Origin of the sequence: Streptomyces litmocidini (assembly GCF_014649755.1) — a bacterium.
GTDB lineage: Bacteria > Actinomycetota > Actinomycetes > Streptomycetales > Streptomycetaceae > Streptomyces > Streptomyces litmocidini.
Window position 1 is genome coordinate 111,475 of sequence record NZ_BMTQ01000006.1, and the last position, 21,788, is coordinate 133,262.

Annotated in this window: 23 protein-coding genes; 14 read left to right on the top strand and 9 right to left on the bottom strand. The window is 71.6% G+C overall.

Translation table 11 applies throughout. From position 1 onward, the window contains the following. Positions 1-163: 163 nt before the first annotated feature. Complete coding sequence (locus IE180_RS15525) at positions 164-1,405, bottom strand: RNA polymerase sigma factor (protein WP_190157452.1); 1,242 nt, start codon at positions 1,403-1,405, stop codon at positions 164-166. Between the two features lie 32 nt (positions 1,406-1,437). Further along, entirely contained in the window at positions 1,438-1,800 is a 363-nt protein-coding gene (locus IE180_RS15530; RefSeq protein ID WP_030687822.1) for a YciI family protein, read from the bottom strand. Between the two features lie 196 nt (positions 1,801-1,996). Here IE180_RS15530 and IE180_RS15535 point away from each other — a divergent pair, with 196 nt between their 5' ends. Then, entirely contained in the window at positions 1,997-3,970 is a 1,974-nt protein-coding gene (locus IE180_RS15535) for a PIG-L family deacetylase (protein ID WP_190157453.1), read from the top strand. 165 nt (positions 3,971-4,135) lie between these two features. Here the strand turns inward: IE180_RS15535 and tuf are convergent, their stop codons facing one another. The 5 genes from tuf to IE180_RS15560 form a co-directional block, all read right to left on the bottom strand. Further along, complete coding sequence (tuf, locus tag IE180_RS15540) at positions 4,136-5,329, bottom strand: elongation factor Tu (RefSeq protein WP_123454669.1); 1,194 nt, start codon at positions 5,327-5,329, stop codon at positions 4,136-4,138. 150 nt (positions 5,330-5,479) lie between these two features. Next, complete coding sequence (fusA, locus tag IE180_RS15545) at positions 5,480-7,606, bottom strand: elongation factor G (protein WP_190157454.1); 2,127 nt, start codon at positions 7,604-7,606, stop codon at positions 5,480-5,482. A gap of 39 nt (positions 7,607-7,645) precedes the next feature. Next, positions 7,646-8,116: a 30S ribosomal protein S7 gene (rpsG, locus tag IE180_RS15550; RefSeq protein WP_015035567.1), complete on the bottom strand. Its 471-nt coding sequence runs from the start codon at positions 8,114-8,116 to the stop codon at positions 7,646-7,648. Positions 8,117-8,118: 2 nt separating this feature from the next. Further along, a complete protein-coding gene (rpsL, locus tag IE180_RS15555) occupies positions 8,119-8,490 on the bottom strand; it encodes a 30S ribosomal protein S12 (protein WP_003948652.1) in 372 nt (123 codons plus the stop codon). A 592-nt stretch (positions 8,491-9,082) separates the two neighbouring features. Further along, on the bottom strand, positions 9,083-9,532 hold the full coding sequence (locus IE180_RS15560; RefSeq protein WP_190157455.1) for a helix-turn-helix domain-containing protein: 450 nt from the start codon (positions 9,530-9,532) through the stop codon (positions 9,083-9,085). A 252-nt stretch (positions 9,533-9,784) separates the two neighbouring features. Here IE180_RS15560 and IE180_RS15565 point away from each other — a divergent pair, with 252 nt between their 5' ends. The 3 genes from IE180_RS15565 to IE180_RS15575 are packed head-to-tail and all read left to right on the top strand — an operon-like array spanning position 9,785 to position 10,981. Next, a complete protein-coding gene (locus IE180_RS15565; protein WP_190157456.1) occupies positions 9,785-10,060 on the top strand; it encodes a WhiB family transcriptional regulator in 276 nt (91 codons plus the stop codon). Beyond that, a complete protein-coding gene (locus IE180_RS15570) occupies positions 10,053-10,784 on the top strand; it encodes a hypothetical protein (protein WP_190157457.1) in 732 nt (243 codons plus the stop codon). The genes IE180_RS15565 and IE180_RS15570 overlap by 8 nt, the downstream gene beginning before the upstream one ends. Beyond that, positions 10,778-10,981, top strand: a complete 204-nt coding sequence (locus IE180_RS15575) for a MerR family transcriptional regulator (protein ID WP_030687838.1) — start codon at positions 10,778-10,780, stop codon at positions 10,979-10,981. Before IE180_RS15570 ends, IE180_RS15575 begins: the two co-directional genes overlap by 7 nt. A gap of 72 nt (positions 10,982-11,053) precedes the next feature. On the opposite strand, the gene IE180_RS15580 is transcribed toward IE180_RS15575, so the two are convergent. Further along, positions 11,054-11,878 (bottom strand): ATP-grasp domain-containing protein, encoded by an 825-nt coding sequence (locus tag IE180_RS15580; RefSeq protein ID WP_190157458.1) that lies wholly within the window; start codon positions 11,876-11,878, stop codon positions 11,054-11,056. Between the two features lie 663 nt (positions 11,879-12,541). Here IE180_RS15580 and IE180_RS15585 point away from each other — a divergent pair. From IE180_RS15585 to IE180_RS15600, 4 genes are all read left to right on the top strand, one after another. After that, on the top strand, positions 12,542-12,949 hold the full coding sequence (locus IE180_RS15585; protein ID WP_123454658.1) for a hypothetical protein: 408 nt from the start codon (positions 12,542-12,544) through the stop codon (positions 12,947-12,949). Between the two features lie 157 nt (positions 12,950-13,106). Continuing rightward, positions 13,107-13,715: a phage tail tube protein gene (locus IE180_RS15590; RefSeq protein WP_190157459.1), complete on the top strand. Its 609-nt coding sequence runs from the start codon at positions 13,107-13,109 to the stop codon at positions 13,713-13,715. Positions 13,716-13,870: 155 nt separating this feature from the next. Beyond that, positions 13,871-14,161: a hypothetical protein gene (locus IE180_RS15595; protein WP_030687847.1), complete on the top strand. Its 291-nt coding sequence runs from the start codon at positions 13,871-13,873 to the stop codon at positions 14,159-14,161. A 119-nt stretch (positions 14,162-14,280) separates the two neighbouring features. After that, complete coding sequence (locus IE180_RS15600; RefSeq protein WP_190157460.1) at positions 14,281-14,574, top strand: hypothetical protein; 294 nt, start codon at positions 14,281-14,283, stop codon at positions 14,572-14,574. A 26-nt stretch (positions 14,575-14,600) separates the two neighbouring features. Here IE180_RS15600 and IE180_RS15605 read toward each other — a convergent pair whose 3' ends face one another. Continuing rightward, positions 14,601-15,422 (bottom strand): hypothetical protein, encoded by an 822-nt coding sequence (locus tag IE180_RS15605; RefSeq protein ID WP_190157461.1) that lies wholly within the window; start codon positions 15,420-15,422, stop codon positions 14,601-14,603. Between the two features lie 303 nt (positions 15,423-15,725). Here IE180_RS15605 and IE180_RS15610 point away from each other — a divergent pair, with 303 nt between their 5' ends. From IE180_RS15610 to IE180_RS15635, 6 genes are all read left to right on the top strand, one after another. After that, positions 15,726-15,935 carry a hypothetical protein gene (locus tag IE180_RS15610; RefSeq protein ID WP_190157462.1) on the top strand — a complete coding sequence of 70 codons (210 nt, stop codon included), beginning with the start codon at positions 15,726-15,728 and terminating at the stop codon, positions 15,933-15,935. Between the two features lie 99 nt (positions 15,936-16,034). Beyond that, a complete protein-coding gene (locus tag IE180_RS15615) occupies positions 16,035-17,042 on the top strand; it encodes a hypothetical protein (protein ID WP_190157463.1) in 1,008 nt (335 codons plus the stop codon). Positions 17,043-17,070: 28 nt separating this feature from the next. Further along, entirely contained in the window at positions 17,071-18,276 is a 1,206-nt protein-coding gene (locus IE180_RS15620; RefSeq protein ID WP_190157464.1) for a phage tail protein, read from the top strand. Beyond that, on the top strand, positions 18,273-19,523 hold the full coding sequence (locus IE180_RS15625; RefSeq protein ID WP_190157465.1) for a phage tail family protein: 1,251 nt from the start codon (positions 18,273-18,275) through the stop codon (positions 19,521-19,523). The genes IE180_RS15620 and IE180_RS15625 overlap by 4 nt, the downstream gene beginning before the upstream one ends. 56 nt (positions 19,524-19,579) lie before the next feature. After that, entirely contained in the window at positions 19,580-20,503 is a 924-nt protein-coding gene (locus tag IE180_RS15630; protein WP_190157466.1) for a phage distal tail protein, read from the top strand. Positions 20,504-20,577: 74 nt separating this feature from the next. Beyond that, on the top strand, positions 20,578-21,780 hold the full coding sequence (locus tag IE180_RS15635; RefSeq protein ID WP_190157467.1) for a hypothetical protein: 1,203 nt from the start codon (positions 20,578-20,580) through the stop codon (positions 21,778-21,780). The last annotated feature ends 8 nt before the right edge of the window (positions 21,781-21,788 follow it).

Sequence of the window (21,788 nt, forward strand, 5' to 3'; positions counted from 1 at the left end):
TCCCGACGGGAGGCGCGCAGCATCGGCACTCAACCGAGCAACCCCGACAGTCTGCCATACGGGGCCATCCGGCCGCCAATCGGGAATCGAAGACTGTACCCCACGTCACGTATGACCATGCGCCGGGGCGCGTACTCCTGACCCGCGCGCCCCCGCCTCGCCGTCATCCCGAACGCCGGGCCCGCTCCGTCAGATGCCGTCGTTCGGGCGCGCTCGTGGCGTGCCGGGCCGCCTCGCGGTAGGCGTCGGCCGCCTCCCCCTTCTCGCCGAGGAGTTCGAGGAGGTGCGCCCGGGTCGCGAGGAGGCGGTGGTTCCGGGCGAGCAGCCGGTCCGTCGCGAGGCCGTCGAGGAGGTCCAGCCCGGCCCGCGGGCCGTGGACCATGGCGACGGCGACCGCGCGGTTGAGGGTGACCATCGGATTCGGCCCGGTGCGCTCCAGGAGCTCGTACAGGGCGAGGATCTGCGGCCAGTCCGTGGCCTCGGCGGACGGGGCCTCGTCGTGCACGGCCGCGATCGCCGCCTGCAGCTGGTACGGGCCGACCCGGCCCCGCGGCAGGGTCCGGCCGAGCAGCTCCACGCCCTCGGCGATCAGCCCGCCGTCCCAGCTCCCCCGGTCCTGCTCCGCGAGCGGTACGAGTTCCCCGTGCGGGCCCGTGCGGGCCGGGCGGCGGGCGTCGGTGAGCAGCATCAGCGCGAGCAGGCCCGCCGTCTCGGTGTCGTCGGGGACCAGCCGGTGCAGCATCCGGGCCAGCCGGATCGCCTCCGTGGACAGCTCGGGCGCGGTGAGCGCCTCGCCGCCGCTGGCCGTGTAGCCCTCGTTGAAGACGAGGTAGAGCACGTGCCGCACCTCGGCGAGCCGGGCGGTGCGGTCCTCGCCCTCGGGCAGCGCGAGCGTCCAGCCGCCGGCCCTGATCGTCTGCTTGGCCCGGCTGATCCGCTGCGCCATGGTCGACTCGGGCACGAGGAAGGCGGCGGCGATCTGCGCGGTGGTGAGGCCGCCGACGGCCCGCAGGGTGAGCGCGATCCGGCTGGGCGGCGACAGGTCCGGGTGGCAGCAGAGGAAGAGCAGGGACAGGGAGTCGTCCCGGTCGGTGTCCGGGGCGTCGTCGGCGGCGCGGGCGAGGAGTTCGGCGTCCGGGGTGGCGAGCGCGACGGCGTCCTCCCGGCGGCGCCGGGCGGCCTCGGCGCGCACCAGGTCGACGAACCTGCGGCCGGCGACGGTCAGCAGCCAGCCGCGCGGGTGCTCGGGCACCCCCTCCTCGGGCCACTGCCGCGCGGCCGCGATCAGGGCCTCCTGGACGGCGTCCTCGCAGAGGTCGAAGGCGCCGTGGCGCCGGACGAGCGCGCCGAGGACCTGCGGCGCGTGGGTGCGCAGCAGGTCCTCGATCTCGTGCGCGCCGGTCACAACGGGTCGGTCCCCGGTCTCGTGCGCGCCGGTCACACGTCCGCCGCGGACTCGTGCAGGACCGGCCACAGCTCGACGGGGTCGACGTCCGCGAAGGGCATGTCGGCGGCGATCTCCTGGGCCCGCTCCAGGCTGTCGCAGTCGAGCAGGTAGAAGCTGGCGAGGTACTCCTTGGTCTCCAGGTACGGGCCGTCGGTGACGGCGGGGGCGCCGCCCTCGCGCCGGACGAGCTGGGCGGCGGCCGCGTCGGCGAGGCCGTACGCGCCGATCAGCTCCCCGCTCTCCCGGTACCTGCGGTTGAAGGCCTCCTGCCGGGCGATCGCCTCGGGCCAGGCCTCGGCCGGGAAGGAGTCCCACTTGGCCTGGTTGCCGTAGATCATCGCGACGTACTTCATCTCGGGTGTCCTCCCCGTCCCGCCCGCCCCGGTGGCGCGCTGTCACCCTCCGGTCGTTGCCAGGATCTCGCTCTCGACATCCGGCCGCATCATCTTCGAGATCTTCTTCGGATATCCCTCCGAGGGGCAGCCGGGACACAACCCCGCCGCTCGCACATCCGTCTTCCCGTGGACTGATGAGCGAAGGGGCCACGCCTTGCACACTCCACCCCGCCGGAGGACGGTTCTCGCCGCCGCCCTCGCGGTCACCGCGGCCGCCGCCGGGTGTTCCGTGCCGGAGCCGCGCCGGACCGCGCCGACGGCCGATCCGGCGCCGGGCAGGCCGATCGCCTCGGCGCGGGCCCGGCGGGCGCTGCTCATGCAGTTCTCCGCGCACCCGGACGACGACCTGTACTTCATGAACCCGGACACCCAGCGGCTGATCGACGCGGGCGTCCCGCTCGTCTCCGTGTACGTGACGGCCGGCGAGCACACCGGCCGGAACCGGGTCGCGGGGATGCCGGAGACCCCCCCGGACCGGGCGGCCTACTCCTCCGCCCGCCACCAGGGCCTGCGCCAGTCGTACGCGGTGGCGCTCGGCCTCCCCGCGTTCGCGCCGTGGCGCCGCGAGGTGCTGGCCCTCCCCGGCGGCCGGCGGGCGGAGGCCGACACCCTCGTGCACGGCTCCCGCAGGGTCGAACTGGTCTTCCTCAACCTGCCGATGCACACCCACCGCCGCTACATGGCGGTGCCCGCGCTCTGGCAGGACCGGGCCCTGGAGCTGCGCACCCACCTGTCGGCCGGCTCCCCCGTCACCCGCGCCGACACCTACGACTACGACCAGCTGGTCGACGTCCTCGTCGGCCTGCTCCGCCGCCACCGGCCCACGGTCGTGCACACCCTGGACCCGGACCCCGACGTCCAGCACAGCGACGAGGCGACCCGGCAGCGGGACTCCGAGCAGCCGGGGTACGCCGACCACGGGGACCACACGGCGGTCGCCTCCTTCACCTGGGCCGCGCTGTGCCGCTGGGTCACGGACGCGGTCCGGGACGGCGAACCGGTCCCGGCCTTCACCACCACCGCCTTCCGCGGCTACTACAACCGCCACTGGCCCAAGAACCTCCCGCCCGCGGTCCTGGCGGAGAAGGCCGCCCGGCTCGTCCCGTACGGCGGCGACCCGTCCTGGCGGTGCGGGAACCCCTCCGGCTGCGGCGACTACGGAGTCGGCGGCGACCGGCCGCTGACCAACCGCAAGGGCTGGGTGCGCTCCACGCACCACCGCTGGCCGGGCGCGGGCCCGGCCCTCGCCGAGGAGGCGGACGGCCGGCTCGCGGCGTACGGGGTGCTGGGGCTGCGCGCGGTCCGCTGGCGGGAGTCCGCGCCCGGCGTCTGGGGCGAGCCGGTGGACCTGGGCGGCGGCCCGCTCGCGCCCGCGCTCGGCTCGGCGGTGCTCGGCGACGGCCGGGTGCTGCTCCTCGGGGTGCGGTTCGCCGCGCTCGACGGGCACGGCGGGGCCAACCGGCGCGAGGTGGTGCTCCTGGAGCAGCGCTCCCCCGGCGGCGCCTTCCTGGCCTGGCGGGGCCTGGGGAACCCGGAGCGCTCGGACGACCGGGGCCGCAGGATCGGCGCCCCGGTGGCCCTCGCGGCTCCCGACGGCCGGGTCCACCTCTTCGTGCGGAACGCCGACAAGGGCGTCTCGAAGCGGGTCCGGGCGGCGGACGGCTCCTGGTCCCCGTGGCGGCCGCTCCCCGGCGACGCGGAGGTCCAGGACGGTCTGGCCGTGTCGGCGGACGCGGCCGGCCGGGTGCACGTGTACGCGGCGGGCCGGGACGCCGTGCGGTACTGGGTGGACGGCGTCCTCCAGGAGGCCGCGCTGCCGCTCTCCGGGTCCACGGTGGCGAGCGCGGACGGCGCGCTGTACCACCGGGCGCCGGCGTCCGCGCGGCTCGTCGGCCCGGGCGGCGACGCCGGCCTCGACGGGTACGGGGACGTGGTCGCCGCGCGTTCGGCGGCGCTCGGGACCGTGCTGCTCGGCACGGACGGGAAGGGGCGGCCGGTGCTCAGGAGCGGCGGCCGGCTCCGCACGCGGAAGGGGGCGGCCGTGGCGGCCTCGCTCCACCTGGGCCCCCGCGGGGCGACCGTGGTGGGCCTGGGCGCGGACGCCCGCCCGTGGTCCTGGCGGCCGTAGGGCCTCTCCGGTGGTTCCGGCGTCGCATCGGGCGGCGTACGGGCTCCGGGCGGTCGCACCGGGCGGCCCCACGGCTCCGGACGCGCGAGAAGGCCCCGCACCTTTCGGTGCGGGGCCTTCCCTCACTGCTCAGCAGCTCGTACGAGCTACCAGGTCAGATCACGATCAGGCGGTGATCGAGGTGACCTGGCCGGCGCCGACGGTCCGGCCACCCTCACGGATGGCGAACTTGAGGCCCTCCTCCATGGCGACGGGCTGGATCAGCTCGACGGACATGGAGGTGTTGTCGCCCGGCATGACCATCTCGGTGCCCTCGGGGAGGGTCACGACGCCGGTCACGTCCGTGGTACGGAAGTAGAACTGCGGGCGGTAGTTGTTGAAGAACGGGGTGTGACGGCCACCCTCGTCCTTCGACAGGATGTAGGCCTGGGCCTCGAACTTGGTGTGCGGCGTGACCGAGCCCGGCTTGATGATGACCTGGCCGCGCTCGACGTCCTCGCGCTTGATGCCACGGAGGAGCAGACCGACGTTCTCACCGGCCTGGCCCTCGTCGAGCAGCTTGCGGAACATCTCGATGCCGGTGACCGTGGTGGTGGTCTTCTCGGTCTTGATGCCGATGATGTCGACGGTCTCGTTGACCTTGAGGACACCACGCTCGATACGACCGGTGACGACGGTGCCACGACCGGTGATCGTGAAGACGTCCTCGATCGGCATCAGGAACGGCTTGTCGACGTCACGCTCGGGCTGCGGGATGGACTCGTCGACGGCCTTCATCAGACCGAGGAGCTTGTCCGCCCACTCCTTGTCGCCCTCGAGGGCCTTGAGCGCGGAGACGCGGACGACCGGCAGGTCGTCGCCCGGGAACTCGTACTCGGAGAGGAGCTCACGGACCTCGAGCTCGACGAGCTCCAGGATCTCCTCGTCGTCCACCATGTCGGCCTTGTTCAGGGCGACGACGATGTACGGAACGCCGACCTGGCGAGCAAGGAGGACGTGCTCCTTGGTCTGCGGCATCGGGCCGTCGGTGGCGGCGACCACGAGGATGGCGCCGTCCATCTGCGCCGCACCCGTGATCATGTTCTTGATGTAGTCGGCGTGACCGGGGCAGTCGACGTGCGCGTAGTGACGCGACTCCGTCTGGTACTCGACGTGCGCGATCGAGATGGTGATACCGCGCTGGCGCTCCTCGGGAGCCTTGTCGATCTGGTCGAAGGCCGAGGCCTCGTTCAGGTCCGGGTACGCGTCGTGCAGCACCTTGGTAATGGCGGCCGTGAGGGTCGTCTTACCGTGGTCGATGTGACCGATGGTGCCGATGTTGACGTGCGGCTTAGTCCGCTCGAACTTCGCCTTCGCCACGGGGGTCCTCCTGGAGTGGTTCTGAACGCCTTGCTTCATCGGCGCCAGGTGATCTTTGCTGGGATGCCAGTAACCGGGGCCCGATTCCTCGGGTTTCGGGGGTCGAGCCCCGGTGACTGGTGTCAAGCCTAAAGCGTGAACTCGGGAGAGTTACTCGCCCTTGGCCTTCGCGATGATCTCCTCGGCGACGTTCCGCGGAACCTCGGCGTAGGAGTCGAACTGCATCGAGTAGCTTGCGCGACCCGAGGTCTTGCTGCGGAGGTCGCCGACGTAGCCGAACATCTCCGAGAGAGGCACGAGGCCCTTGACGACGCGAGCGCCGCTGCGCTCCTCCATGGCCTGGATCTGGCCACGGCGGGAGTTGATGTCGCCGATGACCTCACCCATGTAGTCCTCGGGCGTGACGACCTCGACGGCCATCATCGGTTCGAGGATGACGGGAGAAGCCTTGCGCGCGGCCTCCTTGAAGGCCTGCGAACCGGCGATCTTGAACGCGAGCTCGGAGGAGTCGACCTCGTGGTAGGCACCGTCGAGAAGAATGACGCGGACGCCCGTCATCTCGTAGCCGGCCAGGATGCCGAACTGCATGGCCTCCTGCGCACCCGCGTCGACCGAAGGGATGTACTCCTTCGGGATGCGGCCACCGGTGACCTTGTTCACGAACTCGTAGGAGGCGTCGCCACCCTCGATGGGCTCGATCGCGATCTGCACCTTGGCGAACTGACCGGTACCACCGGTCTGCTTCTTGTGGGTGAAGTCCACGCGCTCGACGGCCTTGCGGATCGTCTCGCGGTACGCGACCTGCGGCTTGCCGACGTTCGCCTCGACCTTGAACTCGCGACGCATGCGGTCGACGAGGATGTCGAGGTGAAGCTCGCCCATGCCACCGATGATGGTCTGGCCGGTCTCCTCGTCCGAGTGGACCTGGAAGGAGGGGTCCTCCTCCGCGAGACGCTGGATGGCGACACCCAGCTTCTCCTGGTCACCCTTGGACTTGGGCTCGATGGCGACCTGGATGACCGGCGCCGGGAAGTCCATGGACTCCAGGATGACCGGGTTCTTCTCGTCGCACAGCGTCTCACCGGTGGTGGTCTGCTTGAGGCCCATGACGGCGACGATGTCGCCGGCGCCCACCGAGTCGATCTCCTCACGCTTGTTCGCGTGCATGCGGTAGATCTTGCCGATGCGCTCCTTCTTGCCCTTGACGGAGTTCAGCACCGCGGTGCCGGCCTCCAGGCGACCGGAGTAGATCCGGACGAAGGTGAGCTTGCCGAGGTGCGGGTCGCTCGCGATCTTGAACGCGAGGGCGGCCAGCGGCTCGTCGTCGGACGGCTTGCGCTTGACGACGACCTCGGCGTCCTTGACGTCGTGGCCCTCGATGGCCTCGACGTCCAGGGGGGACGGCAGGTAGCGGACGACGGCGTCGAGCAGGGGCTGAACGCCCTTGTTCTTGAACGCGGTGCCACAGAACACGGGGGTGACCGTGGTCTCGCCGCCCTTGCCGGAGGCGATGGTGATGCGACGGATCGCCGCGTAGAGCTGCTCCTCGGTGGGCTCGGTGCCCTCGAGGAAGAGCTCCATGAGCTCCTCGTCGTTCTCGGCGACGGCCTCGACGAGCTTGGCGCGGTACTCCTCGGCCAGCTCGGCCTTGTCCGCCGGGATGTCGACGACGTCGTACATCTCGCCCTTGGTGGCCTCGGCGGACCAGACAAGAGCCTTCATGCGGACCAGGTCGATGACGCCCTGGAAGTCGGCCTCGGCACCGATCGGGAGCTGCATGACGATCGGGGTCGCGCCGAGGCGGTCCACGATCATGTCGACGCAGCGGAGGAAGTCGGCACCGGTCCGGTCGAGCTTGTTGACGAAGCAGATGCGCGGAACGCCGTAGCGGTCCGCCTGACGCCAGACGGTCTCGGACTGGGGCTCGACGCCGGCCACACCGTCGAACACGGTGACAGCACCGTCGAGCACGCGCAGCGAACGCTCCACCTCGACGGTGAAGTCGACGTGACCCGGCGTGTCGATGATGTTGATCGTGTGATCGACATTCTCGAGCGGCCAGTGGCAGGTCGTCGCGGCGGACGTGATGGTGATGCCGCGCTCCTGCTCCTGCTCCATCCAGTCCATCGTGGCAGCGCCGTCGTGGACTTCACCGATCTTGTACGAAACGCCGGTGTAGAACAGGATCCGCTCGGTGGTGGTCGTCTTGCCCGCGTCGATGTGGGCCATGATGCCGATGTTGCGCACCTTGGCCAGGTCAAGCGAAGTGGTAGCCATAAGGCTTCAGTCTTCTCTCGGTCTCGATGTGGGTTGCGACTACCAGCGGTAGTGCGCGAAGGCCTTGTTGGACTCGGCCATCTTGTGCGTGTCCTCACGCTTCTTGACGGCCGCACCGAGGCCGTTCGAGGCGTCGAGGAGTTCGTTCATGAGGCGCTCGGTCATGGTCTTCTCGCGACGGGCGCGGGAGTAACCGACGAGCCAGCGGAGGGCCAGCGTGGACGCGCGGCCCGGCTTGACCTCGATCGGCACCTGGTAGGTGGCGCCACCGACACGGCGGGACTTGACCTCGAGGGCCGGCTTGACGTTCTCGAGAGCGCGCTTCAGCGTGATGACCGGGTCCTGGCCGGTCTTCTCGCGAAGACCCTCCATGGCGCCGTACACGATGCGCTCGGCGGTGGAACGCTTGCCGTCCAGCAGGATCTTGTTGATCAGCGAGGTGACAAGAGGAGAGCTGTAGACCGGGTCGATGATGACCGGGCGCTTCGGGGCGGGGCCCTTACGAGGCATTCTTACTTCTCCTTCTTGGCGCCGTAGCGGCTGCGAGCCTGCTTACGGTTCTTGACGCCCTGCGTGTCGAGGGAACCGCGGATGATCTTGTAACGAACACCCGGCAGGTCCTTCACACGGCCACCGCGCACGAGCACGATGGAGTGCTCCTGCAGGTTGTGACCCTCACCCGGGATGTAGGCCGTGACCTCGATGCCGGAGGTCAGACGCACACGCGCGACCTTACGGAGGGCCGAGTTCGGCTTCTTCGGGGTGGTCGTGAACACACGCGTGCAGACGCCGCGGCGCTGAGGGGAACCCTCGAGTGCGGGCGTCTTGTTCTTCTCGACCTTGTCCTGCCGGCCCTTACGGACCAGCTGCTGGATCGTAGGCACTACTTCTCCGGTTTCTGTGTGCCGTCGGTAAAACTAACCTGGAACATTCACCGACCCACGCGGTCGGGTGTGTCGAATCTCGCGGACCTCCGCACGAGGCGGAAAAAGCGCGGATCGCGGCGGCCGGTATCTGACTCGCCGTGCGGTTGAGGACACGCACGGGAGCCCAGGCACACCCCAGGCACAAGGCTTGAGCGTACCTATCGCACGGACTCCGGTCAAAACAAATGCCCACGCGCACGGGGCTCCGGCCGGGGGCGGGCCCGGATCGCTCCCGCACGGCACCCCGGACCGGCCCCGGGAGGCCCCGGCCCGCGGGCCCGGAGGGGGCCCGGCCGCTCCGGGGCACGGGCCCGGACGAGGTCCGGGACACCCCGGCGCAGGGGCCCGGACCGCTCCGGCACAGGAGTCCGGGCCGCTCCGGCGCAGGAGTCCGGACCGCTCCGGCGCAGGAGTCCGGACCGCTCCGGCGCAGGAGTCCGGACCGGGGCCGGGACGCCACGTCCCGGCTCCGGCCCGGGGCGTCGCGCCCCGCGGCCGGAGCTCGCGCCGGAGCGGCCCGCGGAAGCGACCCGGCTCCGGTCGGCCCCGGTCAGTCCCGCGCGGTGCGGCGGGGTTCGGCGGTCTCGCCGGCGTCCGCCGTGTCGGCGTCGGGCTCCAGGAACTGGTTGACGACCTTGACGAAGACGCCCATGCGCTCGTCGGGGACCCCGAGCCAGCGGGCGAAGTCCTCCAACGACGGCTGCCAGTCGCTCGGCGGCAGCAGGTCCGCCGCCATCGGAAGTTCCTCGGGCGTCACGCGGCCGGACCGGATGAGCATGTCGCGGACGGAGACGCCGAGCAGCGGGGCGATCCGGCGCATGGTCTCCAGGTCGGGCATGCTCTGCCGCTGCAGCAGGCGCGTGACGGCGGCGCGGTGGACGCCGGCCTCGTCCGCGATCCGGGACTTGCCGCCGCCGCGCGGGCTGTCGATGTCGTAACCGCGCTGTCTCATCAGGCCTTCCACCCAGCCTGCGAACTCGTCGAGCCCTTGAGTGCTCATGTGTACCGCTCCTCGCTCCCCACCCTCCGGATCCCATACCTTAGCGTGCTTGCGCGCACGGAATTACGTGCTTTCGGGCACGCAATCGTGTCGAATCGGTGAAGGGTGTGCCGGGACCCTCCCGATTTTTGTTGCGCGCTCGCACGCAACGTGCAAGTCTGGCTCGCCGCCGCACTCGTCGGCCCCCTGAGCCCCAGGCGCCCCACCGGCCCCATGGACGGCCCGGGCGGGCCCCGGCCCGTGGAGAACCCCTTGTTCCATCCCGACCCGTCCCCCTGGCAGGCCTCCGCCGCGTGCGCCGGCCTCTCCCCGTCCGTCGTCTTCGCCCGCCGCGCCAAGGAGGCCGCCCCCGCCCTGCGGGCCTGCGCCTCCTGCCCCGTGCGGAGCGAGTGCGAGACCACGGTGGCCCCGGCCGAGAGCTACTTCGACGGCGTCTGCGCGGGCCGCCTCTGGCGCAACGGACGCCCGGCGGACACCCACCGCGTGGCGAAGGCGCTCGCCGCGAAGGGTGGCGTCCGCCGTGGCTGACCGCACCGACACCGAGTCCGTGCTGCGGGACGTCACGCTCTGGACCGCCTCCCTGGTGCGGCAGTTCCCCGAGCTCGCCGAGGAGCTCGCGCCCGGACGGCGCGGACCCGCCCCCTCCCCCACCGGGCCCTCCCCCGCCGGCCGCGACGAACTGATCCGCGAGGAGCGCCGGGAGGCCCTGCTGCTCGAACAGCGGCACGGCCTCGTCGTCCCCGGTCACGGGGCCGCCCCGATCCGGCTGCACGTCTCCGACGCCATCCGCGACATCACCGACGGGGTGGTGGAACTGGAGGAGGCGGTCTGCGCCCGGCTCGCCCTGCCCCGCCCGCCCCGGGCCGGGGTGGTCGACCGCCTCCGGCGCCTCGTGGCGCTGCTCGACCGGATCGCGGCCCACCCGGACCTGGCCCGGCACGTGCGGGACGAGATCCGCCGGATGGCCCGCCGCTGCGCCCGGACGCTCGGTGACGCGGAGACGATCGTGCGGGTCTCGGGCCGCTGCCCCTGGTGCGACTCGGTGTCGCTGCGGGCGTTCCCGGACCGGCGCGCGGTGCTGTGCGTGAACCCGGCCTGCGTCTGCGCCGACGAGGTGTGCGGCTGTCAGGACGACCCCGCCTACCGGCACCTCTGGGCCGAGGACCGGTGGCAGGAGCTGTCGGAGGCCTCGGGGACCCGTACCGAGGAGATCGAGACCGCGATGGACGACACGAAGGAGACCTCATGCTGAGCTCGCCCGCCCTGCCCACGCTGGTCCCCGGCCCGCTGGCCGCCGAGGAGGCGGGGGTGGCACCCGCGACGATCCGCAAGTGGGTCCAGCTCGGGCACCTGCGGGCCGCGGGCCGGGCCGGCCGGGCGCAGCTCTTCCGCCTGGAGGACGTCTTCGCGGCGGAGCGCCTGGCCCGCCGCCGGCCCCGCACCGCCTGATCCCGCGTACGACTCGTACGAGAAGCGCCCCGCGTCCCTTCCGGACGCGGGGCGCTTCGTCGTGCCGCCGCGTCACGCCTCCAGGAAGCGGTGGAGGGAGTGGGTGAAGGCGGCGGCGAAGCGGTCGCGGGTCTCCTCGGGGACGCGGTCGAGGGAGAGGTACGGGTTGAGGTCCTCCAGCTCGACGAGGAGCAGCTCGCCGCCGGGAGCGCGGCAGGCGTCGACGCGCTGGATGCCGTGGTCGAGGGTGTTCCAGTCGACGAAGCGGCGCGCGAAGGCGAGGTCGTCGGCGGTGGGTTCGTACGGCTCCAGGACCCAGCGGCGCTCGGGGTCGGGGGCGTACAGGGCGTACTGGAAGAGGTCGTCGACGAAGTAGAAGGAGACCTCGTACCGGAAGTCGACGCGCGGCTGGACGAGGAGCTCGCCGTACGCGAGCCCGGCGAGCTCCTCGTACGGGAGGAAGCGCAGCCCTATGGAGTCGGCGCCGGCCTTCGGCTTGACCGCGTACGCGGCGGCCTCCGGCAGGAGGTGGAGGTCCTCGGCCCGGTCGACGGTGGGGATGACGGGGTGCCCGGCGGCGGTGAGGTCGAGGAGGTACTGCTTGCCGGCCATGTCGCCGCGGCCGTGGAGGGGGTTGTAGACCCGGGCGCCGAGGGCGCGGGCCCGCTCGCGGAAGGCCTCGTACTCCTCCCGGTACCCGATGACCGGCCCGCTGTTGCGCACGACGAGGGCGTCGAAGCCGTCCATGAGGGCGGCGGCGTCGAGCGGGTGACAGAGCGCCAGGTCGAAGTCCTCGCGCAGCCGGGCGGTGAGCCGGACGTCCTCGTCGCCGTACCGACGGCCGCGGGCGGGGTAGGCGAGGTCGGTCACGTAGAGCAGGCGGGGGCGGAGGGACACGGGGCGGCTCCTGGTGGTTCGGGGCGCCCAAGGTAACCGGCCCTTCCGGCGGACGGCCCGGAGGGTCACCGGGCCCGGAGGGTCGCCCGGCCCGGAGGGTCACCGGGCCCGGAAGGTCGCCCGGCCCGGAGGGTCGCCCGGCCCGGAGGGTCGCCCGGCCCGGAAGGTCGCCCGGCCCGGAAGGTCGCCCGGCCCGGAAGGTCGCCCGGCCCGGAAGGTCGCCCGGCCCGGAAGGTCGCCCGGCCCGGAAGGTCGCCCGGCCCGGAGGGTCACCCGGCCCGGTGCCGGCCAGGGCCGGACCCGCCCCCGGTCCGGCGGGCGCCCCGCGCCGGTCCGGCGGGAGCCGCAGGCCGGACCGGGGGCGGACCCGGGGCGGAGCCCCGTGCCGGTGTGCCGCCGCGCCGCTTTCCGGCCCGATCCCGCAACTAGTTGCGTGCGCGCACGCTCTCTGTCACAGTTGGTGCAGCGGCGGAGCTGTGCCCGCGAGACGGGCCGCAGACTCCGCCGTCCGCCGTCCGGGAGCGCTCCGCGGCTCCCCCCCTTCCCCGCGTCGAGCGCCCCGGGCGGCACCCCGCACCACCCGCGCACCGCGCCCCGGCGGCGCACCGCGCGGGCCCCGCACCACCCGTCCCGCCCCTCCCCTTCCTCACGAGGAGAACCGTCATGACCACTCCCCCGAGTGCGTTCCCGGACGTCGAGAAGCTGGTCGTCGACGTCCTCAAGGCCGACCCGGCGCTGGCCGGCGTCACGATCGCGGCCCAGGCCCCGGCCGGTTTCGACGGCACGCAGAACGCCGTCCTGGTGAACCGCCGCGGCGGCGCCTGGATCGGCGACCTGCACGTCGACAAGCCGCTGATCGAGTTCGAGGTGTACGGGCCGACCAAGCCCGCGGCCCACGTCACCGCGAACGCGGCCCGCAAGGCGCTGCTCGCCACGATGGGCAAGCAGCTCGGCTCCGTCTTCGTGAGCGACGTCGAGGAGCAGGACGGGCCGCGCTGGATGCCCGACTACCTCTACCGCGGCGCCAACCGCTACCTCTGCGTCATCCAGCTCGCGCTGGACGTCTTCTAGACCTCCGCGCGCCCCACCCCGAGCGCGTCGCCCCCGCGACCGCTCCCCACAGACCAGGCCTCGCCGGCCCATCCGGCGGGGCCTTTGCCGTACCCGGACCCGGAAGCCCTCCGGCCGGGGCGGCGCCCCCACCCCCTCACCAAGGAGAAACCCCACCATGGCAGGAAACAACTCCGCCGAGATCCGCGTCGCCGGCGTCGGCAAGCTCTTCGTCGCCAACGCCGGTGCCACCGCCCCGGCCTTCGGCGCGGACCCGGCGACCGACTGGGCGTCCACGACCTGGACGAACCTCGGCTACACCACCGGTGACGGTGTCACGTTCTCGAAGAAGGACAAGCTGGAGGCCATCGACTCGTGGCAGTCGGTCTCCCCGATCCACTACGTCTACTCGGCCCGTGACCTGTCCCTGAAGTTCTCGATGCTCCAGTTCAACGAGGACACGCTGCCGTTCTTCATGGGCGGTGGCAGCGTCAAGGCCGCCCCGGCCCCGGCGACCGACGTCTACACGTACGACATCGCCGAGCGTCCGTACGCGGACGCCCGCGCCCTCGGCCTCGAGTTCACCGACGTCAAGGCCGGTGGCACCACCGCCGTCACCTACCGCTTCATCATCCCGCGCGGCCAGGTGACCGCCACCGACGACATCAAGCTGAACCGCAAGGGTGCCGCCTCCCTCGGCATCACCTTCAGCGCGATGTCGAACGGCGACGGCAAGCCGCTGGCGACCTTCCTCATGAAGGACACCCAGTACAGCGCGTCCGTCTGATCCATCCCCACAGGGCTCCCCGACAGAGGTCTGTCCCCGGCAGGGGTCCGTCCTCTGCGGGGGGTCCGCCCGGGGCGGGACGGCGCACCGCCGTCCCGCCCCACCCCCTCTCCTCTTCACCCACGCGCACCACGCGAACAAGGAGTACGCACACCATGGCCCGTTTCGACGTCAACGCCGCCCGCGCCCAGCGCCTGGAGGCCCACGGCCGCACCTGGTCCTTCGAGCTGGACGGCGAGTCCTACACGCTTCCCACCGAGCTCTCCCGCAAGACCGCGAAGGCGCTGCGGAAGCTCGACGACAACGACGTGGACGGTCTGCTCGAACTCCTGATGGGTGAGGAGCAGTACGTCCGCTTCGAGGAGCACGACCTCACGATGCAGGACATCGCCGCCATCCTGGAGGCCTACGGCAAGGAGACCGGGCTCGGCCTGGGGGAAGACTGAGCCTCGTCGAGTTCGTCGACGAACACGCCGAGGCCCTTGAGGCGGACCTGCTCCGCTACTACGCCACCGATCTCCTCGACTGGCACCGGGGCGACCTCTCCAGCCGGCGGCTGACGGTGATGATCAGGCACCTGCCGGCGGACAGCGCGGTGCAGCGCGAGATGCACGGGGAGGCGGCGGAGTGGTCGCTCACCGACCATCTCCTCGCCGCCGCGGTGGACCACCTGGCCGCCGCCAACTGGATGTTCCAGTGCGTCAACACCGGCGAGGACGACGAGACCCCGGATCCGCCGAAGCCCGTCCCCCGGCCCGGCGTCACGGACGAGGACGGGGAGGAGCAGGACGGGGAGTCCGCTCCGGAGAACGCCGCCGGGGCGGTCTCCCCCTCGTCCCTCGCCCGCTTCTTCGGCTGACGCCCCTTCGCCCCCGGATCCCGCCGTCAGGAGGCGGGATCCGGGGGCGTTTCCTGTGCTCGCTCGGCCAGCTCCTCCTCCAGGGTCCTGGCCCGCTCGGAGAGCCGGCGGCCGCGCCGCTCGGGGCTTCCCCCGGCCTGGCCGGGCACGCCGCCGATGGGCGGCACGATCGGGCGGCCGCCCTTGCCCCGGACGACCTTCCGCACCGGCTGGGCGTTCCTGCGGGGGCGGCTCTCCTGGGCGCCCACCCGCGCGTCCGCGCCGGACTCGGGCTCCGGGTCGGACGCGGATCCGTGTCCGGGGTCCGGTTCGCGGTCGGACGCGTGCTCCGGCTCGGGTCCGTACCCGGGCAGGGGCACGGGCTCGTACCCGAGGACGGGTGCGGGCGGCGGCGCGGGCTCCGGCCCGGGGCGCTGTTCGAACAGCTCGCGCTCCCGGCGGACGCGTTCCTCGGCCTCGACCACCGCGGCCGGGGGTTCCATCAGCCGGGCGAAGGGCAGCGGGATGACCCGCGCCCCGTCCGGGGGAGCGGCGTCCGTGCGCCGCTGCGGGCGCCGTATGCCGCGCGCGTCACCCTGGCCCTGTGCGTAGGCGTCGGCCACGCGCCGCTCGTACTCCCTGCGGATGCGGGGGAGTTCGTCGGAGACGGCCTCGGCCCAGCCGGCGGTGAACGCGGTGGTCTCGCGGCGGTCCACCTCGGCGCGGGGCAGCACGACGAGGTCCTCCGGCGCGTATCCGGCGACGTGGACGAGCTCGGCGAGCCGCGCGAAGAGGTGGGGCAGATCAGGGTGGGATTCGAGCCAGTCGGTGACCTGCTCGCGCCGGTTACTCCCCGGCTCCGTGTCCATGCGTCAGCACTGCCTTCCGACCCCCTGGGGTCCCCACGCGCCCCTCGCGCCCCCGGCTCCCCGAATGAGTCAGGTCCGGGGAACGCGCCTTCCAGAGTACCCCGGTCGAACAGAAGCTCTGTTCGAGGACCAACAGCCACGGGGAACTGGCAAGAAGACACGCCGTCAGACGTTTCCCGCTCGACAAATCCCGAACAGGTGCTCCAGACTCTGTTCGCACAGTAGTTCGATAACGTGGTGCCCCCGCCTCACTCCGCGGCGCCGCCACGCACGCACGGGCAAGTAACCGGAAGGCAGGCGTCCATGACTCAGCAGGGCGAGGCATCCCGACCGCACATCCCGCTCCAGGACCGCCTCCGCCAGCTCCTCGACGGACCCGTCGCCCTCGACAAGAGAGCGTTGCTCGGCACGCTGTACGCCGAGGTCAGCCGTTACGAGACCCTCGCGTACGCGGCGGGCTGGAACGACGCCCTCGCGACGGTGCGCCACGGCGCCCGCCGGGACGACGCCTAGCCGCCCGAACCGCCCGCCCACGCACGAGCCCCTGCCGAAGTTCCATGCCGGCAGGGGCTTTTCGGCGCTTGGCCGTCACCGGCCGGAAGCGGAGCAACCATGGCAGACGAACCCACACCCACAGAGATCTCCAACAAGATCCAGGACCTGAAGACCTACCTCAAGAAGTCGGACGACTCCCCGCTGGTCACCGAGCACTTCTTCCAGAAGCAGCTGCCGGAGAAGTGGACCGAGCGCTTCCAGTCGATGTACGACGAGCTCACCAAGGCGAAGAAGTCCGAGTTCCTGGAGACCATGGGCCTCGACGGCTTCGGTGCCGCGCTCGAGAAGTACTACGAGAGCAGGAGCGGGGCCGACACCAAGTGGGGCTGGTACCTCGGGTCGGCCATCGTGGGTCTCATGATTCCCGCGATGGGCGTCATCCTGACGGCCTGGGTGGTCAAGCTCCAACGGGACATCCAGCAGTTGCCGGCCCGCCTGATGGGCAACGCCGACGGCCGGGTGCTGGCCACCTCCGACAGCGGCCGCGGCATCCGCCTCCAGAACCGGACCGATGTCGAGAACCGGGAGGACGCCGCCGGCGGCAACCTGGCCGCGATCCCGAGGAATGCGAACTTCGCGCCTCTGCGCTACCAGCTCCAGCTGCTGAATCCGCACCTGGAGACCTTCAACCAGCACGCCCCCGACTTCCTCTCCCACCTCCACAGGCTGCCGAGCGCCCGCGCCATCACCAAGACCGCGGGCGCCGTCGAGAAGATCAGCGCGGCCGTCACGGCGTCCAACCCCACCAAGATGGGCCAGCTCGCCGACGCGCTGGAGAAGTTCGACCCCGCGAAGACGCCCGACCACCGCGAACTCGACAAGATCAACAAAACCGTCGGCAAGTCCAACCCCACCAAGATGACGGCGCTCGCGAAGGCCGTCGGCAAGCTCTCCGGTGCCCAGCGGCACTTCCAGCCACGGAACCTTCCCGACGCCGCCACCCTCTCGTCGTCCGCCCGGGCCGCCTCGCAGCTCGCCGACGCCGGCAGGGAGGTGGCCCGGGCGTTCAACGACCTCAAGTCGGCCGCCCACCGCGCCGCCGATGAGATCGCCCCCTCCAACTGATCCCCTCACCCCCGGAAGGAGGTAACCCATGTCTCTCTTCAGCGCCTCGAAGAAGGCCGCCGACACCCTGCGCACCCTCAAGACGCAGGCCTCCGGCGCCGCCGGCGACATCAAGAAGGTCGGGGACGCCGGCAACGGCGCGTCCGGTCAGCTGAAGAACCTCAAGTCGGGCGCCGACGGCGCCGGCTCGCAGCTCAAGAACCTCAAGACCGCCTCGGACAACGCCGAGAAGGCCATGGCGAAGGCCGGCAAGACCGGCGAGACCGCCGGGACGAAGCTCGGCAAGTACGAGTCCGGCGCGGGCAAGGCGTCCAAGGGCCAGGACAAGCTCAACAAGTCCATGAAGGGCAACTTCCTCGCCCGCCTGATCGAACTCTTCATGCCTCTCATCGAGAAGATCGTCGAGATGGCGATGCAGTCGAAGACGATGCAGAAGGTCCTGAAGAAGGCCTTCGACGGCATCAAGACCGTGATCAGCGCGGTCATGAAGGCCGTCGGCCCGATCATGAAGAAGGCCGGCGACCTGATCAAGACGGTCTGGAACGGCATCAAGAAGGCCGTCTCCACCGTCGTCAAGGCCGTCGCCACCGTCATCAAGACCTACGTCACCATCTGGAAGACGGTCATCACCACGGTGATGAAGGCGATCAAGTCGGTCGTCGGCGCCGTCTGGAACGGCATCAAGGCCGTCATCACCCCGGTGGTGAACTGGATCAAGTCCGCGATCCCGAACGCCTTCACCGCCGTCAAGGACAAGATGTCCTCCATCTGGAACGGCCTGAAGGGCATCGCGTCCCGGGCGTTCGAGGGCATCAAGAGCGGTGTGTCCGGCCCGATCAACGCCGTCATCGGCCTGATCAACCGGATGATCAGGGCCGTCAACGGCGTCAAGGTCAGCGTCCCCGGCTGGGTGCCGCTCGTCGGTGGCAAGACCTTCGGCGTCAACATCCCCACCATCCCCATGCTCGCCACCGGCGGTGTCGTCATGCCCCGCAACGGCGGTGTCCCGGCGATCCTCGCCGAGGCCGGCGAGGCCGAGGCCGTCCTGCCGCTGTCCAAGCTGGACCGGCTGCTCGCCCTCACCGCCCGGCGCGCCCGCATGACGGCGCAGCTGCAGTCGGGGCGGGGCGGCGGCGGCGCCGGACTGCACATCGAGCACTACCACGCGGCCCGCAACAGCGACCCGCAGTCCACGGCGGACGCGCTGATGTACCTGGCGAAGGCGCGCGGATGAGTGCCGTCGCGGCCTTCCGGAACCCGTTCGCCGGCGGCCCGCCGGTGATGAACTCCCTCAAGCGGGGGATCGGCCAGGCGAGCGACGGACTGAAACGGCTCCGGCAGGACGCGCAGCGGGCGTCCGGTGGGCTGGACAGGTTCGCCACCGGGTTCCGTACGGCAGGCACCTCCGTACGCGCCCTCGGCAGGAACGCGTCCGGCGCCGTCGGCTCCGTCCGCCGCGTCCAGCGGTCCAAGGCGGCGAACGGCTTCCGGCGCATCGGCGTCGCGGCGGGCACGGCGGGGACCGTGGCCGGGCTGTTCGCCGGCCCCGCCGTCGGCATGCTCCTGGAGATGCTCCTCCCCCTGCTGCCCTTCGTCGACACCCTCACCCGACTGATGGACACCTACGGCACGGTGATGGAGATCGCCTCCGTCGCCATGACCGGCGTCAACCTCGCCATGCGCGGCAACCCGCTCGGCTTCGTCCTCGGCATCCTCATGCCGGTCATCTCCTGGCTCATCGAGTACGCGGTGAACAGCGAGACCGGTCAGAGGATCATCAAGCAGGTCATGCAGCAGGCCCTGAAGGGCTTCCAGTCCGTCTGGAAGTTCCTCCAGCCGGTGATGAAGCTCATCGGCCAGGCCGTCGGAACCTACTTCAAGGCCTACCTCGCCCTGTTCACGACCGCGCTGAAGCTCATCGGCTCCGGCATCAGCGGCGTCTCCAGGGTCCGCACCACCGTCACCTCCGCCTCCCAGGCCCTGCGCGGCATCGCCTCGCGCGCGTTCGACGGCGTCAGGAGTGCCGTCAAGCCGGTCCTGTCCTTCATCACCGACAAGATCCCCGGCTTCTTCCGGCACGCGAAGGACGCCGTCTCCCAGGCCCTGCGCGGCATGGGCGAGCTGGTCAAGGGAGCCCTCAGCGCCGTGCTCGGGGTCGTCAAGGGACCGATCAACGGACTGATCGCCTTCGCCAACTGGATCATCGACGGGCTCAACAAGCTGAGCTTCAGCCTCCTCGGCAAGAAGTTCGGCGTCGACATCGACAAGATCCCGATGCTCGCCGAGGGCGGTGTCGTCTTCCCCGGCGCCGACAGCGCGCCGCGCATCGACCCGCTCACCGTCCTGGAGCAACGGCGCGTCCCGGCCCTCACCGAGGCCCCCCGCCGGCCCCACCGCATCGCGGAGTTCCACGAGGAGCCGGGCGCCGGCCCGCGGTCGACCGCCGAGGACCTGCTCTTCCTCGTCGCCGCCCACGGCTGAAGCCCTCACCCGACCCCAGAAGCCCGACAGCCCCTCAGAAGTGAGGTGACGGCCCCATGGCCGAGACCACAACCACATACGCCGGAAACGACCTCACCGCCGACCTCGCGCCCGGCTCGCTGATCACCCAGGACGGGCAGATCCAGTGGGCCGGGCTCCTCATCGGCCCCGGCACGCCGTTCAACGTCGACCGGTCCGGTCTCCAGGGCTGGGAGGACCTGCCGGAGTACGACTCCTCCGACGCCGACCGGCCCACCTCGCACGGCGCCTGGCCCGGCTCCCGGTACGCCAAGCCGCGCAAGATCAGCGGCACGGTCGTGCTGACGCCGGAGTACGACGGCGCCACGGAGGTCATCCGCGCCCTGCGCCAGTCGCTCGCCCTGCTCGACGAGGAGCGCTGGCTCACCGTCCGGCTGCACGGCGAACTCCTCGCCGTGCGTGCCCGGATCGCCCAGCGGGTGGTCCCCGCCGACCAGGGCTTCGCCACCCAGGGCAGCTCGAAGATGTCGATCCAGTGGCTCGCCTACGACCCGCGCCGCTACAGCGTCAACGAACAGAGCGCCTCCACCACGCCGCCGCAGCCGGAGACGGGCCTGACCTGGCCGCTGACCTGGCCGCTCAACTGGGGCCAGGCCAAGTCCACCGGCGACGCCGTCGCCGAGAACACCGGCTCCGCCGCCACCCATCCGGTGATCGTCTTCCGGGGCCCCTGCTCCATGCCGACCGTGACCGAACGGACCTCCAAGCGCCGGTTGCGGTACGCGATCGACCTGGCCGCCGGCGACGAGCTCGTCGTCGACACCGCCAACGGCACGGTGATGCTCAACAACACCGCCTCCCGCCGTCACACGGCGATGGCCGACTCCAGCCCGGAGGAGCTGTTCCTCCTCGAACCGGGCCGCACGGAGCTGTCGTTCCGGCCCGACTCGGCCACCCCCGAGGCCCTGATGACGGTCCGCTGGCGCAGCGCCGAATGGTGACCGCCGCCTAGGGGGCGTTCCCACGCCCCCTGAGCGCCGAACCCCTTCCCATCCCGCACAGAAGAGGTGAACCCATGACCGTACGGGCCGCCTGGCTCCAATCCACCGGCCAGACCCGCGAGGACACCCGGCTCGCCCTGGCCGCGCTCCTCACGCCCAACGGGCAGAGCGCGGCGGAGACCCCGCTGCGCTCGCGGCCCGGCATCGTGCCCGGCGGCCTGGTGCTGACCGGCACGTCCGCGATGCAGTGCTCGATCGGCACCGGCCGGGCCGTGATCCAGGGCGTCGACACCGCCCAGGGGCCGTACATGCTCGCGGTGACCGCTCCCGAGACGCTGACCGTCCCGGACGGCGACCCGCAGTACGGCCGGATCGACCTGATCGAACTGGCCGTGCTCGACGACGCCTACGACCGCAGCGGCTCCACCGGGGCCGTCATCCGGCTGGTCAAGGGCACCCCGGCGGCCGCCCCGGTCGCACCCCCCTCGGGCCCCGGCAGCGCCTTCCCGCTCTACACCGTCTCGGTGCCGGCCGGCACCTCGGCCGGCACCGGCGGCGTCCAGTGGACCTCCCCGGGCGTCGTCACCACCCTGCACTACCCGATGACCGCCCTCGGCGGCATCATCCCGACCAGCGGCTTCAAGGGCGCCTACGTCGGCCAGTACCGCGACGTCTCGGGTCTGCTCCAGCGCTGGGACGGCACGACCTGGGTCTCGTACGCGAAGCCGATCGGCGGCATCGCCCCGCACGGCACGATGACGACCGGCGCCTACACCGGCCAGTACCGCGACAACGCCGGCGTCCTGCAGCGCTGGGACGGTTCGGCCTGGCAGTACGCCGAGGGCACGGCGAAGATCCTCCTCGCCGTCACCCAGTGGACGGCCGACCAGGCGCAGAGCATCCCCTCCAACGCGTGGACCGTGATCACCATGCCGAAGGTCGAGGGCGACGACGCCGGCGGCTGGAACGGCACCGACACCTACGTCGTCCCGCGCACCGGCTGGTGGCGGATCTCCGCACAGATCACCTGGGCGAACGACGCCCAGACCGGCATGCGGGGCGCTCGCGTCATGGCCGGCGGCGTCGGGCAGTCCCGGATGACCTGGCTCACCCCCGCCGGCAACGGCGCCATCTCCGTCGGCGGCCAGGGCCTGATCAAGCTCACCGCCGGCACCCCGGTCCAGCTCGCCGGCTTCCACAACCACACCGCGGCGATCAAGACGCTCGGCGGCTCCGGCTACGCCTGCACCCTGACCGCCGAATGGCTCAAGGCCTGAACGCCCTC